We start from the raw sequence: 13,961 nt of genomic DNA on the forward strand, positions 1-13,961 counted from the left end.
ATGACCACGACCGACCACGCCGGCGTCCGACCGCGCAGGTATCCCCTCCTGCTGCTCGTGGCGCTCACCGCGATCGGCGTCGACCTCCTGACCAAGGAGTTGGCCCTGGCGAACCTCTCCGTGGGGGAGAGCGTCGACGTCATCGGAGAGTTCCTGCGGTTCACGTTGGTGTTCAACACCGGCGCCGCCTTCTCCATGGGCACGAACTTCACATGGGTGTTCACCTGCATCGCCAGTCTCGTGGTCATCGCCATCGGCTACATGGGACTGCGGGTGCGCAGTCTGTGGTGGGCGTTGACGCTGGGACTGATGATGGGCGGGGCCGCCGGAAACCTGGTGGACCGCTTCTTCCGTGATCCCGCCCCCTTCCAGGGCGCCGTCGTCGACTTCATCCGGCTGCCGAACTGGCCGGTGTTCAACATCGCCGACTCGTGTGTGGTCGTGGGCGCGGTCCTGGTGGTGGCGCTGACCTTCAAGGGGATCAACCTGGACGGCACCATCGCCGTGGACGAGCGCGAGGGCGGCGAGGATTCCGGAGAGGACGACGAGACCGAAGGGAGGAAGCGGTGAGCGACACCCGTGGTCTTCCCGTGCCCGACGGACTGGAGGGCGATCGGCTCGACTCCGCCATCGCCCGCATGTTCGGCCTGTCCCGCACCCGTGCCGCCGAACTCATCGTGAACGGCAGCGTGCTGGTCGACGGTTCGGAGGCGGGCAAGTCCGACCGCGTCCACGCGGGGGCATGGCTGGACATCACCCTCCCGCCACCGCCCACCGCCCCGGTTCCCCGTCCCGAGCCCGTCCCCGGGATGCGCATCGTGCACGAGGACGCCGACATCATCGTGGTGGACAAACCCGTCGGCGTGGTCGCCCATCCCACGGTCGGTTGGACCGGGCCCAGCGTGCTGGAGGGCCTCTTGGCCTCGGGGGTGCGGGTGGCCACCAGCGGAGCGGCCGAGCGCCAGGGCATCGTGCACCGTCTGGACGCCAACACCACCGGTCTGATGGTGGTCGCCAAGAGCGAGACCGCCTACAGCGTGCTCAAGCGTGCGTTCAAGGAACGCACCGTGGACAAGCGGTACCACACCCTCGTGCAGGGGCACCCGGACCCGTTCCGGGGCACCGTGGACGCGCCGATCGACCGGCATCCGTCCGGTGACGGCCGCTGGGCCGTGGTCGCGGGCGGACGCCCGTCGGTGACGCACTACGACACGCAGGAGGCCTTCCGCTCCGCCAGCCTGCTGGAGATCGACCTGGAGACGGGGCGCACCCACCAGATCCGGGTGCACATGTCCGCCCTGCGGCACCCGTGTGTGGGCGACATGCTCTACGGTGCCGACCCGACGCTGGCCGAGCGGCTGGGAGTGCGCCGTCAGTGGCTGCACGCGGTGCGGCTGGGTTTCGAGCACCCCACCGAACGTCGCCCGGTGGAGTTCTCCAGCCCCTACCCCGACGACCTCGCCGCCGCGATCGAGATCCTGCGGCGGGACTGAGAGGTCGGTCGTGGTGCGGCGCGGCCCGCTCCCGCCGGAACGCCGTCGCGTCGTTCATCTCCCCGGACCAGGTGGTGTCGGCCGTGGGAGGCGGACCACGCCCTGGCACAGGGCGGTACCCGGAACGACGACCATCGCGCCCAGCGGCCGGTTCCAGGTCGGTGCCTCGCCCATCAGTACGATCCCGGCGGCGATCGCCACCACCGGAGCCACAGGGGTGACCGTGGTCGCCACGGTCGCCCCTGCCTCGCGCACGACCGCGTATCGCGGGATGGGGGCCAGACCGGTTCCGAGGACGCTCGGGAACCCCACCGCCGGCGCCACCTGCCATGTGATCTCCGTGGGGCCCTCGTGTGCGGAAGGACCGCCGGCACCAGTGGAGCCCGGCGACGCAAGGGCGCCGGTGGTCCTGCGACCCAGGGTGAGCTGCGCGGGGAGAGGGCCTGGGCTCCGGTCTCGACGAACATGAAGCTCCTGCCCCAGACCAGGGCGAGGAGGGCGGACCCGGCGCGCCAGTCGGTCAGGCGGCGGTGCGGAGAGAGCCGGCGGGGGAGGGCGTGCGGAGCACGGGACATGGGATGTTTCCACCTCTTCCCCTTGTCTTAGGTCTACTTCATGTTTCCTGGCTTCGGCGTTAGCATTCCTTACATGCTCAGTGTCGACAGGCTCCGCGTGCTCCACACCATCGCGGTCAACGGTTCGCTCACCGCCGCGGCCGAGGCCCTCCACGTCACCAACTCCGCTGTCTCCCAGCAGCTCGCCAAGCTCGAACGCGAGGTCGGGCAGCCCCTGGTCGAACGCAACGGCCGTGGTGTGCGACTCACCGACGCGGCCGAACTGCTGGTCGAGCACACCGCCAAGATCTTGTCCATGGTGCAGCGGGCCGAGGCCGACCTGGAGGCGCATCGCGACGACGTGACCGGACACCTGCGCCTGTCCGCCACGCCCACGGCCGTCCGGGGCCTCCTTCCCCACGCGCTGGCCTCCCTGAAGGAGGCCCATCCCGGTCTCAGACTGGAACTGCACGAGGAGGAGCCGTACGAGAGCGTGTCCGCCATGGCCCGTGGGGACGCGGACCTGGCCATGGTCGTCGACTGGGTCGGTTCTCCGCTGAACCTGCCCGCCGGTATGAGTCGCGCCTCCCTCATGGAGGACGTCGGCGACATCGCCCTGCCGGCAGATCACCCCCTGGCCCACCGTGAACTCCTCGAATGGGAGGAGATCCTCGACCTGCCCTGGATCAGTTGGTCGCGGGGCTCGGTCTGTGACGACTGGCTGCACGGCATCATCCGGGCGCGCGGCGGCGAACCCAGGATCATCCACAACGTGGAGGAGCACCAGACGAAGCTCACGCTCATCGCCGCCGGGATCGGTGCCGCCGTCATGCCCCGACTCGGGCGCGGTCCCCTGCCCGAGGGGGTGAGGGTGGTGCCCGTGCAACCGGCCCTCATCCGCCAGGTGTACGTGTTCTGGTGCACCGACGCCTCACGCAGACCGGCGATCCGCGCCACCGTCCGGGCTCTGCGTGAGGCCGCGACCGCCTACACCTGACGGCGTCCGGCCCCGGCACGGAGACCGGGGCCGGACGTCTCAGCCCCGACCGTCGAGCAGCCCCGACAAAGTGGAACCCGGACTGATCACCTCCGGGTCGGTCCGCACGTCCACGAGGGTGGGCAGGTCCGCGCCCACCGACTCCGCCAGGGCCTTCTCCAGCTCCTCCCTGGTGTGCACGGTCGCGCCCCGCGCGCCCAGGGACCGGGCGAACCCGGCCAGGTCCAGCGGGCCGCTGATCCGGGTACCCGCGATCCGTCCCAGTTGCCGGGCCTGGTGCATGGCGATCGTGCCGTACAGCCCGTTCTGGAACACCACCACCGTGACGGGCGCGCCCACCCGCACCGCGGTCTCCAGTTCCTGGCCGGTCATCAGGGCGCCGCCGTCGCCGGCGACCGCCACCACGGTCCTGTCCGGAGCCGCGATCTTGGCCGCCACCGCGGCGGGCACGGCGTAGCCCATGGCTCCGCTGGTCGGCGCGAGTTGGGTGCGGGGGTGCCGGAACCACCAGCCACGGTGCAGGAAGGAGGCGAAGTTGCCCGCGTCGTTGGTGAGCAGCGCGTCCTCCGGCAAGGACGCGCGCATGCCCGCGATCACCGACCACGGGTGGAGGAGGGGGCCGGTGTGCTCGGCGGCCTCGGGCGGCACGGTGGCGGAGGCCACCCAGTTCCGTCGGGCCGAACTCCAGTCCCGGTAGGGGACCCGCACGGACGCCTCGGCGAGTTCGCCCAGGGCGGTCCGGGCGTCGGCGACCGCACCGAACCACAGACTGTTGGTGGCGCCCACCTGGGCCGGGTCGATGTCGATCTGCGCGACCCGGACACGCCCGTCGGACTCGGGCAGTCGGTACCCCTGTGTGGTGGTCTCGCTCATTCGACATCCGACCACCAGGACCGCGTCGGCCGACGCCAGCGCGTTCAGCACCGCGGGCGGACAGCCCAGACCCAGATGGCCGAGGTAGAGCGGGTGATCGTTGGGGAACACGTCCTGGCGCCGCCAGGCGGCGTACACGCCGGCGTTGAAGCGTTCGGCGACCCGGACCAGGTCCTCACGGGCCCCGCGCGCGCCTCCGCCGGCGATGATCACCGGACGCACGGCCCTGGCCAACCAGCCCGCCAACCGGTCGCGGGCCTGCTCACCGAGAACGGGCCTGGGGACCACCGGCGGTTCGGGGGGATCCTGCGGGCCGACCCTTTGCCCGAACAGGTCGCCGGGCACCGCGATGGCGACCGGCCCCGGCCTTCCGGTCGTGGCCACCCGGAGCGCCCTGGCGGTGGTCTCCGCGAGCCGGTCCGCTCGGTGCACGGTGGTGGACCACTTGGTGAGGGGAGCGTAGAACGCCGTGAGATCCACCTCCTGGAAGGCCTCCCTGCCCAACCGCTCGGTCTCGGCCTGTCCGAGGAAGACGATCATGGGAGTGGAGTCCTGCATGGCGGTGTGCACGCCCACCGCCAGGTTCGCGGCGCCCGGACCTCGCGTGGCCGCCGCCACGGCGGGGACACCGGTCAGCTTGGCGTCGGCCTCGGCCATGAAGCCGGCGCCGTTCTCGTGTCGGGTGGAGATCAGCCGCATGCGGGGATGCTGCTCGATCGCGTCGGTGAGCTCCAGGAAACTCTCACCGGGGACGGTGTAACACCGGCTGACCCCGGCGGCGGAAAGGACCTCCGCCACCGCGTGCGCGGCCGTGTCGGTGGGCGGTGGGGAGCGGTCGGCGGCTGTGGCCATGAAGGCGGGGTCCCTTCCATCGTCGCAAGGTCCACTCGGCGCGTTCCGGGTACGGCCCTTGTGAGGCGGAGCACACCGAGAAGGCGCATGCGGCCGACTCTGGCAGGCCGTCCCTGAGCGGTCAAGGACGGCGGGGCCGGGGTCTTCACGGTCCGTGGTCCGATGGCCGCACCGCATGCCCCGCTCCCTGGCAGAGCACCCCCGAAGCCTTCGCGAGGGGCCCGTGGGCGAGACCCGTCCGGGGTCAGCCGACCCCGAGGGCGCGCAGCGCCGCCGTCGTGGCCGCGGCGACGATGATCACGACGAGGAAGGGCGCACGCAGGATCAGGGCGAGGACGGCGGCGCCCACCCCCGCCATTCGGGCGGTGTCCCAGGCCAGTGCCTGGCCGTCACCGCGCAGGGCCTCCACCGCGATCAGCGCGGCCAGCAGCGCGATGGGCACGGCGACCGCGAAGCGGCGCAGCCACGGGTTGTCCAGGAGGCGTCGGGGAGCGGCCAGGCCCGCGTACTTGAGCAGGTAACAGCCCACCGAGGTGGCGATGAGCGCGATCCACAGGGTCACGAGCCCGCCTCCCCTCGCGCCGTTCCCCTTTCGGGCTCCGGTGAGGCCGTACCCGCCCCGTCGTCGGGGCCGATGAGCGCGATCAGCGCGCCCGAGGCGGCCAGCAGCACCGGGACCCCCGGAGGAAGGACCGGTGTGGTGGCCAGGGCCAGACCGGCGCCGAGGATCGCGATCGACCAGGTACGGAGGCCGCCCGAACGCAGACGCGGCCACAGCAGGCCCAGGAAGATCGCCGGACCGACCGCGTCCAGGCCGAACGCGTCGATGTCGCTCACACGCTCGGTGGCGAGCGCACCGATCAGGGTCGTGGTGACCCAGAAGCCGCCCAACACCATGTAGGTCGTCACGAAAGCGGTGCGCGCGGACTCCCGGTCGGGCTGGGCGAGCGCCGCCGCCGTGGTCTCGTCGATCACGCCGTGCGCGGCCAGGGCCCGCCGGGCGCCCCTCCACCCCAGCAGGTCCGCCAGACGCAGGCCGTACAGGGTGTTGCGGGCGCCCAGGAGCAGTGCGCCCATGGCCCCCGCGACCAGGTTGCCCCCGCCCGCGACCACGCCCACCAAGGCGAACTGCGACGCTCCGGTGAACATGAACGCGCTGACGAAGACGGACTGTGCCGGGGACAGTCCGGCGGCCACGGCCGCGGTGCCGAAGGCCAGACCGGCGACGCCCACGGCGACGCCGATCCCCATGCCGTCGCGCACCGCGGGCGAACGAAGGACGGAGAAGGGTTTCACGTGCCCGAGTCTAGGGAGGCCGTCGGTGTGGATCCGTCCTTCCACGGTGTGACGTCGCAGCTCACAGGGGTCGGCGGACGGTCTCCTCCACCGTGGCACTAGCCTTCGTTCATGACCACGACCGAGATCCGCCTGGCACGCGACGAGCGAGACCGTGCCGCAGTGTTCGTCATCCGGGGCGCGGTGTTCGTCGCCGAGCAGCAGGTGCCGGTGGAGGAGGAGTGGGACTCCCGCGACACCGCCGCCGACCACTTCCTGGCCTTGGTCGACGGTGTGCCCGTGGGCACGGTCCGTCTGGTGGACCTGGGCGGTGGCACGGGTCTTCTCGGCCGTCTCGCGGTCCTGCCCAAGGGGCGTGGGAACGGCACCGGGGTCGCCCTGGTGCGCGCGGTGGAGGAGCGGGCCAGTGAGCGCGGACTGGACAGGGTGGAGCTGCACGCCCAGACCCACGCCCTGGGCTTCTACACACGTTTGGGCTACACCGCCCACGGTGAGGAGTTTCTGGACGCCGGGATCCCGCACATGCACATGGTGCGCGAGCTGGGTCGACGGTGAGGGAGTGTTCCTCGTCTCGGTGTCCTGTGACGGGGAGGGCAGGTGCGTGCCAGGTGAGGCCGAACCCTTACCGAGTAAGATTCGGTTTTGGCGGTGGCGCTCCCGGCCACCCACGCACACACCGATCCGACGAGGAACACATGACGGTCAACACGCAGCCGGTGGCCGAGCGCCCCGATCGCCGAATCTTCGGTCTACCGGTGGTCGAGCAGGCTCAGATCCCCCCCGAGCTCCGCTCTCTCGTGGCCCGCGTCCACGACCTGATCGACGCCGTTGCCAACACCGAGGTCGACGGCGACACCCTCGCCGAGGCCGCTGCCACGGTCGAGGCCATCACCGGTGAACTGAACGTCGCACGCCGACAGATCGGCACGATGGTCCAGCGTGACCTCCAGAGCGGGGACCACGAGTACGGCACCATCACCAACATCGTCGCCGGTGACACCAACCCCGCGGCCCCTCCGCTCGTCCTGGAACGCACCTCCCGGGGACTGCGTGGGGAGGTCACGCTCAACACCGTCTACCAGGGCCCGCCGGGGCTGGTCCACGGAGGCTGGATCGCCGCCCTGCTCGACCAGGCGGTCGGCAGCGCCTCCGTCATCGAGACCGCGCCCGGCCTCACCGCCAGGTTGGAGGTGGAGTACCACCGTCCCACGCCGTTGTTCACCCCGCTGGAGATCACCTCCTGGGTGGAGCGGGTGGAGGGCCGTAAGGTCTTCGTCTCCGGTCAGATCCGCGCGCACGGGAAGGTCACCGCCACGGCCAACGGCATCATGGTCCATGTCGAGGTCCCCGCGGACGATCCACCAGACCCCGCGCCGTCGTAAAGGACCGGACGACGGGCCTTCGCGGTCACCCCACCGGGAAGGCCCGTCCGTTCAAGGACACACCAGGTCGACCCACACCAGTCGATGGTCGGAACTGGGGAAGGGGCGATCGCCGGTCAGGCGGTACAGGGGATCGTCCACGGTCGGCCAGAACACCCCCGAGGACCGGGGCACGAGATCCCGTGAGGGCAACACGTAGTCCACACGCAGATTTCCGGGACCGGGCTCGTCGACGAAGTCGGCGCTGGCCATGCCCGGATCGCCCCGATGCCTTTCGCCGGTGCCTCCCTGGCCCCGTGCCGCGCCACGACCGCCCTGGCTCGACGGCCGCACGTCGACCACCCGGGGATGCTCCAGGAGCCGGGTGATGGCCTTGGGGTGGGCGTCGCCGTCCTCGGGATCGGCGTTCAGGTCCCCGGCGATGACGAAGGGAACGTCCGCGGGGAGACCGCCATACCCTCCCTGGTCGTCGTAGATGTAGGAACCCGCCCCAGGGGTGACGTAGTCGGCCCAGAAACGGATCTCGTCGTGGTTGCGCAGCACGTTGCGCCGCTCGGGCCCGTCGAAGGCCGGAGGGGTGGGGTGGGCGGCCAACAAGTGGACCCGGCGGCCCCGCCCGAGGTCGAGGGGCAGATCCCAGTGGCTCTTGGAGGACAACCTCAACACGGCGAGGGCCTCGGGGGAGTGGTAGGGGCCTCCGGTCGCGGGGTCGGTGGGCAGGAGCGCCCCGGGCATGTCCGCCCAACGGAAGGTCCGGAAGGTGCGCACCCGCTCGGTGAGGATCGGATACATGGAGTACACGACCATTCCGTACTGACCGGGGAAGAGGCCGTAACCGAAGGCGTCGGCGGCGTAGGCGAGGCTTCCCGGCTCGGTCACCGCCTCACCGTCGCCGTCGAGGTCCACATCCGAGGCCACTCCGGTGTTGACCGGCGCGGTGTACACGTACGGGTACTCGATGGGCCCGGCCCCCCGCTGCCCCACGGACAGGTAGTTGTCCTGGAACAGGTGGGGACCGGTCTCCGCCTCGTCGTGGTCGAACTCGTTGACCAGCAACACGTGGGGCCGTACGTGTTGGATGATCTCGGCGATGTTGCGCGCCTGCTCGTTATCGGGAGCGGCCAACTCCTCCAGGAGCATCCCCGCCCGGGGACGGGACAACGCCGCGTTGAACGTGGCGAACCGCACCCCGGGCGGCTCCACGGGCTCGGGGACCACCGACGACGCGCCATGAGGGGCGGGGGGCACGGCCGACGGGAAGGAGGCGAGCACCAGGGTGGAGGTGGAGGCCACCAGGGACGGACGTGGGAGCGGACACATAGGGGCATCCTCGTTCGTGGGGCACGCCTTCGCGCGCCCGATCCTGCCGACCCTCACAGTGTCGGCAGGTACCTTTCCAGCTCGTAGGGGGTGACCTGGCGACGGTAGGACTTCCACTCCGCCTTCTTGTTGCGCAGGAAGAACTCGAAGACGTGCTCGCCGAGGGCTCCCGCGACCAGCTCGCTGTTCTCCATGAGCCGCAGTGCCTCGTCCAGGCTCTGCGGGAGGGGCCTTATACCCAGCGCGCGGCGCTCGACGTCGGTCAGAGCCCACACGTCGTCCTCCGCGCCCGGAGGCAGTTCGTAGTCCTCCTCGATCCCCTTCAGGCCCGCGGCCAGGACCACGGCGTAGGCCAGGTAGGGGTTGCAGGCGGTGTCCAGTGAACGGAGCTCGATCCTGCTGGAATTGGACTTCCCGGGCTTGTACATCGGTACGCGGACCAGCGCCGAACGGTTGTTGTGCCCCCAGCAGATGTAGGCGGGGGCCTCACCGCCCATGCCGGCGGAGGCGGTCGGATCGTCCCACAGACGCTTGTAGGAGTTGACCCACTGGTTGGTTACGGCCGTGATCTCGTCGGCGTGCCGCAGAAGACCCGCGATGAAACCGCGGCCCACCTTGGACAACTGGAAGTCCGCGCCAGGCTCGTAGAAGGCGTTCCGATCGCCCTCGAACAGCGACAGGTGCGTGTGCATGCCCGAACCCGGGTACTGCGTGAACGGTTTGGGCATGAACGTGGCGTACACACCCTGCTCCATCGCCACCTCCTTCATCACGAGCCTGAAGGTCATGATGTTGTCGGCGGTGGTCAGCGCGTCGGCGTAGCGCAGGTCGATCTCCTGCTGCCCGGGGCCGGCCTCGTGGTGGCTGTACTCCACGGAGATGCCCATGGCCTCCAACATGTTGATGGCGTTGCGCCGGAAGTCGTGTGCGCTGTTGTGGGGGGTGTGGTCGAAGTAGCCGCCCAGGTCGTTGGGTTCGGGCGGCTCACCCGGTTCGGGCATCTTCTCCAACAGGTAGAACTCGATCTCGGGGTGGGTGTAGAACGTGAACCCCAGGTCGGAGGCCTTGCCGAGCTGACGCTTGAGCACGTGGCGCGGATCGGCCGGGGACGGAGAACCGTCCGGCATGAGGATGTCGCAGTACATGCGGGCGGTGCCGTGCGGCTCGTTGCGCCAGGGCAGGACCTGGAAGGTGGAGGGGTCCGGCTGGGCCAGCATGTCGGCCTCGTAGACACGGGCGAACCCCTCGATGGACGAGCCGTCGAACCCGATGCCCTCGGTGAAGGCCGCCTCCAGTTCCGCGGGGGCGACGGCCACGGATTTGAGGTAGCCGAGCACGTCGGTGAACCACAGCCTCACGAACCGGATGTCGCGCTCTTCCAACGTACGGAGCACGAATTCCTGCTGTCGATTCAAGGTCAGCCTTCCTTACCGCCGGTCGGTCCCGCCTCTCCCACCGTACGCGGAACCGGGCCGGACACGGTCTTGCGGGGCCAGTCTGCCCCGCGGATGTTTCCGGGGCGTTTCCGTACACGCGCCCCGACCCCTTCGGTGCGTCCTTCTCGCCGTTCTCGACCCGTACGGAGTCCTCACCTCGTGAGGTCCCCTCGCCTTGGAAGACCCGACCGCGGGCGGGGAGCCCCTGTCACCGGGGGCGGCGGGCCGTCTCCGAGGATCCGGACCGGGGCACGGCCGTGCCCGAGGGGCGGGGCGGCCACGTCGCCCCCACCAGGGGACCGCCGGATTCCGGCCGGAGCGAGCGAGGGAGTCCTGCCCGAGAACGCGTGTCACCGCATGCTTTTGAATGGTCACTCATAGTTGTCTTGGGGGGTCGAGTCGTGAACACGTGGGAGGCGCGGGATGGTCGGGATCGCCCGAAGGAGTCGGCGGAGCGCGGTGTGCGGGTGGATGGCGGCCGTCGGTGTGATGGTGGGGACGGCCGCGATTCCGGCGTACGCCGACGACGGGGGAGGGGTGCCACAGGTACCGCCCGGAGGCGGGGCGGGTCCGGCCACCCGGATCGCACTGGTTCTGGAGGCGGGGGCCGAGCCCTCCCGGCCGGGACACGAACTCACGTTGCGCACCACGGTCACCAACGACGACGGGGAGGACGTGGAGGAGGCCCTGCTCGCCCAACACGTCCCCGAGGCACTGGAGATCCTGGAGGTCGGTGAGGAGGGGGTGGTCAACGAGGGCATCGTGAACTGGCGGGTGAGGGTGCCCGCGGGGGAGGAATCGGAGTACACCGTGCGGGTGCGGGCTCCGGAGGAGACCCAGGGGCGGGAACGTCTGATGAGTACGGCCTGCCTGTTGCTGGACCGCACCGCCGAGCCGGTCGCGTGTGCGAGCGGGACGGTGGTGGTCACCGAGGCGACCGTGGGATGGCGGATGTCGGAGTACGCGAACGCCGGTGGTCCGCTGCGGGTCGCGGGCGTGGTCGTGGTGGCCGTGGCGGCCGGTCTGGTGTGGGTGCTGTGGCGGCGCGGGAGTGTGCCGGGGCGAAGGTGAGGGGAAGAAGTGCCGGTGCGCGTGGCCCGGTACGGTCCGTGGTGTTTCCGCAGGATCCGTTACGTCAGTGTGTCATATGCGCGGGGTTGAAAACTACAGGTCGTAGTAGTGTTTTGGTATGGACATCATCTACTCCGCCCTCGTCTTCCTGCACATGCTCGGCCTCGCGGGCATCATCGCGGGATTCCTCATGCAGGTCATGACCGACAACACCAAGTCGACCAAGGTCCTGCTGCACAGCGCCCTGCTCCAGTTCGTCACCGGTCTGCTGCTGGTCGGAGTCGCCGAGATGGCCGACCTCGCCGACATGAACCACGTCAAGATCGGCGTCAAGCTGGTCATCGCGCTGGCCGTCGTGGTGGTCGGCGTGCTGAACCTGCGCAAACCCGCCAAGAACCTCGCCGTCATCGCGGGCGTGCTCGCCGTCCTCAACATCGGTGTGGCCGTCTTCTGGTGACCCCCGACGTCGGAGGGCCTCCCTCGGCTCTCCCTCCGACCCCGGCCGGTGGCGGTACGGACCCCTCCAAGGTTCCGCGCCGCCACCGGTTTTTCTGTGTCTTTCAGTGATTGCGCAAGATTTTTCACTTCTTTCCTCACAGGAGCGCATGCCCGTTCGCCCAGCTCAGGAAGGGAGGGGAAGAGGCGCCTCCGTGATCGAAGCCCCCGCCGGGCTTCACGTTCGAGCAGTTCAGGACGGGAAAAGTCGCGCTCCGTAAAGGAAGGGGCGGGCTCGGCTTCGCCTGTTCACAAGGGCGATCACTTCTGTTACGTTCGTCATTCCCACGCAAACTCTTGCAGTCTCTGCAAGGATGTGGCGGTGGGGTGGAAACCCCACCGCGCACCTTCCCCCAAGGAGCGCAGATGAAGCCATCCGGACTCGGCGCCGTGGCCGGGGCGATCGTGGTGGGAGCCGGCCTGCTAGCGGCTCCCACGCTGTTCGGACAGGACTCACCCAGGGCCGAAGCCGTCTCCGCCACCTCGGCGGAGGGCCACAACGGTGAGACCATCGTCCACCTCTTCCAATGGACCTGGGATTCCGTCGCCGACGAGTGCGCGGAGTTCCTCGGCCCCCACGGCTTCGGCGGGGTACAGGTCTCCCCGCCCCAGGAGCACGTCGTCATCCCCTACGCGGAGGGCGGCAACCATCCCTGGTGGCAGGACTACCAGGCCGTTTCCTACAGCATCGACAACACCCGCCGCGGCACCGCGGAGGAGTTCGCCACGATGGTGGCCACCTGTCGTGACAACGGCGTGAAGATCTACGTCGACGCCATCGTCAACCACATGACCGGAGACGGCTCCGGCACCGGCAGCAACGGCACCGAGTGGACCAAGTACCACCACACCGACCTGTTCGGCGACGGCACCGCCGCCTACACCGAGGAGCACTTCGGCCCCTGCTACGAGGAGATCTCCGACTGGAACGACAAGCAGGAGGTGCAGAACTGCCAACTCCTCGGTCTGGCCGACCTCGACACCGGTTCCCCCCACGTCCGTGAACAACTCGTGCGCTACCTCAACGGTCTGGTGGCCCTCGGGGTGGCGGGCTTTCGCGTGGACGCCTCCAAGCACGTGCCCGAGGAGGACATCGGCGCGATCTTCGGACGGCTCGACGACGTACCGGGCTTCGGCGGCAAGCCGCACGTCTACCACGAGGTCTACGGTGACGCCACCATCCCCTACACCGCCTACACGCCCTACGGACAGGTCACCAACTTCGACTACAAGCGCGACGTGTCCTCCCGCTTCTCCCGAGGCGACATCGCCGGTCTGACCTCCATGCCCGACTACGGCGGGCTCACCTCCGACCAGGCCGTCGTGTTCGTCGACAACCACGACACCCAGCGCTACGAACCCACTCTCACCCACGTGCACGGTGACCGCTACTACCTGGCCACCGCCTTCATGCTGGCCCACCCCTACGGCACCCCGGTCGTCATGTCCAGCTACGACTTCAAGGGCAACGAGACCGAGGGGCCGCCCAGCATCGGAGAGGTGAACGGCAACCCCGCGGGGTGGATCACCGAGGACGCCGACTGCTCCGACTCCGACTGGATCTGCGAACACCGCGCCCCCGCGGTCGCCGGAATGGCCGCCTTCCGTAACGCGGTCGGAGACGCCCCGCTCATCGAACGCGCCACGCAAGGGTCCTCACGTGTGGCCTTCGATCGCGGTGACAGGGGTTTCGCCGCCTTCAACGCCTCAGGCGGCGTCTGGAACCTGAACGCCGAGACCGGTCTTCCCGACGGCAGCTACGAGAACGCGGCGGGCGGCGGCACCTTCACCGTCGCGAACGGCCGGATCAACGCCCGGGTCCCCGCCGACGGAGCAGTCGCCCTGCACGTGGGTGGAACCTGTGACGACCCCAAGGGATGCGGCGGTGGAACCGACCCGGGAGCGCCCGGCCAGGTCCACATCTCGGCCACGGTGGAGACACGGTACGGCCAGGAGGTGTACGTGGTCGGATCCACCCCCGAACTCGGGTCGTGGAACCCGTCCGATGGGGCGAGACTGTCCACCGACGAGTCGACCTATCCCGTGTGGTCGGGTACCGCGCCCATCGGTGAGGGCACCGAGTGGAAGCTGGTCAAGGTCGACGGGGCCGGGAACGTGGAGTGGGAGTCCGGCGCCAACCGTGTCGGTCCCGCCACCACGGTGACCTGGCGCAGCGGCTGACGGCCGGCGCC

The 13,961-nt window shown here is 69.7% G+C and carries 14 protein-coding genes; 8 read left to right on the top strand and 6 right to left on the bottom strand.

Annotated features, from left to right (window positions below; all coding sequences use genetic code 11):
* Both lspA and PFX91_RS06330 read left to right on the top strand, forming a co-directional pair.
* Entirely contained in the window at nucleotides 1-570 is a 570-nt protein-coding gene (gene lspA, locus PFX91_RS06325; RefSeq protein ID WP_285730137.1) for a signal peptidase II, read from the top strand.
* Nucleotides 567-1,493 (top strand): RluA family pseudouridine synthase, encoded by a 927-nt coding sequence (locus PFX91_RS06330; protein ID WP_285730138.1) that lies wholly within the window; start codon nucleotides 567-569, stop codon nucleotides 1,491-1,493. Before lspA ends, PFX91_RS06330 begins: the two co-directional genes overlap by 4 nt.
* 54 nt (nucleotides 1,494-1,547) lie before the next feature.
* On the opposite strand, the gene PFX91_RS23230 is transcribed toward PFX91_RS06330, so the two are convergent.
* On the bottom strand, nucleotides 1,548-2,222 hold the full coding sequence (locus PFX91_RS23230) for an EamA family transporter (RefSeq protein ID WP_502888266.1): 675 nt from the start codon (nucleotides 2,220-2,222) through the stop codon (nucleotides 1,548-1,550).
* Between PFX91_RS23230 and PFX91_RS06340 the strand changes: the two genes are divergently transcribed.
* Nucleotides 2,142-3,044: a LysR family transcriptional regulator gene (locus PFX91_RS06340; protein WP_285730142.1), complete on the top strand. Its 903-nt coding sequence runs from the start codon at nucleotides 2,142-2,144 to the stop codon at nucleotides 3,042-3,044. The two genes, PFX91_RS23230 and PFX91_RS06340, sit on opposite strands and share 81 nt — an antisense overlap.
* Nucleotides 3,045-3,083: 39 nt before the next feature.
* Here PFX91_RS06340 and PFX91_RS06345 read toward each other — a convergent pair whose 3' ends face one another.
* From PFX91_RS06345 to PFX91_RS06355, 3 genes are all read right to left on the bottom strand, one after another.
* Complete coding sequence (locus PFX91_RS06345) at nucleotides 3,084-4,769, bottom strand: thiamine pyrophosphate-dependent enzyme (RefSeq protein WP_285730144.1); 1,686 nt, start codon at nucleotides 4,767-4,769, stop codon at nucleotides 3,084-3,086.
* Nucleotides 4,770-5,013: 244 nt separating this feature from the next.
* Nucleotides 5,014-5,331, bottom strand: coding sequence for an AzlD domain-containing protein (locus PFX91_RS06350; RefSeq protein WP_285730145.1), 318 nt, complete (start codon nucleotides 5,329-5,331; stop codon nucleotides 5,014-5,016).
* Nucleotides 5,328-6,020 carry an AzlC family ABC transporter permease gene (locus tag PFX91_RS06355; protein ID WP_285730455.1) on the bottom strand — a complete coding sequence of 231 codons (693 nt, stop codon included), beginning with the start codon at nucleotides 6,018-6,020 and terminating at the stop codon, nucleotides 5,328-5,330. Before PFX91_RS06355 ends, PFX91_RS06350 begins: the two co-directional genes overlap by 4 nt.
* 156 nt (nucleotides 6,021-6,176) lie before the next feature.
* On the opposite strand from PFX91_RS06355, the gene PFX91_RS06360 reads away from it, so the two are divergent.
* Nucleotides 6,177-6,620 carry a GNAT family N-acetyltransferase gene (locus PFX91_RS06360; RefSeq protein WP_285730147.1) on the top strand — a complete coding sequence of 148 codons (444 nt, stop codon included), beginning with the start codon at nucleotides 6,177-6,179 and terminating at the stop codon, nucleotides 6,618-6,620.
* A 140-nt stretch (nucleotides 6,621-6,760) separates the two neighbouring features.
* Nucleotides 6,761-7,447: a PaaI family thioesterase gene (locus PFX91_RS06365; protein ID WP_285730149.1), complete on the top strand. Its 687-nt coding sequence runs from the start codon at nucleotides 6,761-6,763 to the stop codon at nucleotides 7,445-7,447.
* Between the two features lie 51 nt (nucleotides 7,448-7,498).
* Here PFX91_RS06365 and PFX91_RS06370 read toward each other — a convergent pair whose 3' ends face one another.
* Together PFX91_RS06370 and glnA are read right to left on the bottom strand one after the other, a co-directional pair.
* A complete protein-coding gene (locus PFX91_RS06370) occupies nucleotides 7,499-8,767 on the bottom strand; it encodes an endonuclease/exonuclease/phosphatase family protein (protein ID WP_285730151.1) in 1,269 nt (422 codons plus the stop codon).
* Between the two features lie 53 nt (nucleotides 8,768-8,820).
* On the bottom strand, nucleotides 8,821-10,182 hold the full coding sequence (gene glnA / locus PFX91_RS06375; protein ID WP_285730153.1) for a type I glutamate--ammonia ligase: 1,362 nt from the start codon (nucleotides 10,180-10,182) through the stop codon (nucleotides 8,821-8,823).
* Nucleotides 10,183-10,626: 444 nt separating this feature from the next.
* On the opposite strand from glnA, the gene PFX91_RS06380 reads away from it, so the two are divergent.
* The 3 genes from PFX91_RS06380 (at nucleotide 10,627) to PFX91_RS06390 (ending at nucleotide 13,950) form a co-directional block, all read left to right on the top strand.
* Entirely contained in the window at nucleotides 10,627-11,274 is a 648-nt protein-coding gene (locus tag PFX91_RS06380; RefSeq protein ID WP_285730154.1) for a hypothetical protein, read from the top strand.
* A gap of 118 nt (nucleotides 11,275-11,392) precedes the next feature.
* Nucleotides 11,393-11,731, top strand: a complete 339-nt coding sequence (locus tag PFX91_RS06385) for a hypothetical protein (RefSeq protein WP_285730156.1) — start codon at nucleotides 11,393-11,395, stop codon at nucleotides 11,729-11,731.
* Nucleotides 11,732-12,135: 404 nt separating this feature from the next.
* Nucleotides 12,136-13,950, top strand: coding sequence for a carbohydrate-binding module family 20 domain-containing protein (locus PFX91_RS06390; protein ID WP_285730157.1), 1,815 nt, complete (start codon nucleotides 12,136-12,138; stop codon nucleotides 13,948-13,950).
* The last annotated feature ends 11 nt before the right edge of the window (nucleotides 13,951-13,961 follow it).

The organism is Nocardiopsis sp. ATB16-24 (genome assembly GCF_030271535.1).
In the GTDB taxonomy this organism is placed as follows: domain Bacteria; phylum Actinomycetota; class Actinomycetes; order Streptosporangiales; family Streptosporangiaceae; genus Nocardiopsis.

Excerpts from the sequence above, each read along its gene's own strand:
- lspA (WP_285730137.1), top strand. The coding sequence starts at position 1 with ATGACCACGACCGACCACGCCGGCGTCCGACCGCGCAGGTATCCCCTC.
- PFX91_RS06340 (WP_285730142.1), top strand. The coding sequence starts at position 2,142 with ATGCTCAGTGTCGACAGGCTCCGCGTGCTCCACACCATCGCGGTCAAC.
- PFX91_RS06345 (WP_285730144.1), bottom strand. The coding sequence starts at position 4,769 with ATGGCCACAGCCGCCGACCGCTCCCCACCGCCCACCGACACGGCCGCG.
- PFX91_RS06355 (WP_285730455.1), bottom strand. The coding sequence starts at position 6,020 with ATGGGGATCGGCGTCGCCGTGGGCGTCGCCGGTCTGGCCTTCGGCACC.
- PFX91_RS06360 (WP_285730147.1), top strand. The coding sequence starts at position 6,177 with ATGACCACGACCGAGATCCGCCTGGCACGCGACGAGCGAGACCGTGCC.
- PFX91_RS06365 (WP_285730149.1), top strand. The coding sequence starts at position 6,761 with ATGACGGTCAACACGCAGCCGGTGGCCGAGCGCCCCGATCGCCGAATC.
- PFX91_RS06370 (WP_285730151.1), bottom strand. The coding sequence starts at position 8,767 with ATGTGTCCGCTCCCACGTCCGTCCCTGGTGGCCTCCACCTCCACCCTG.
- PFX91_RS06380 (WP_285730154.1), top strand. The coding sequence starts at position 10,627 with ATGGTCGGGATCGCCCGAAGGAGTCGGCGGAGCGCGGTGTGCGGGTGG.
- PFX91_RS06385 (WP_285730156.1), top strand. The coding sequence starts at position 11,393 with ATGGACATCATCTACTCCGCCCTCGTCTTCCTGCACATGCTCGGCCTC.
- PFX91_RS06390 (WP_285730157.1), top strand. The coding sequence starts at position 12,136 with ATGAAGCCATCCGGACTCGGCGCCGTGGCCGGGGCGATCGTGGTGGGA.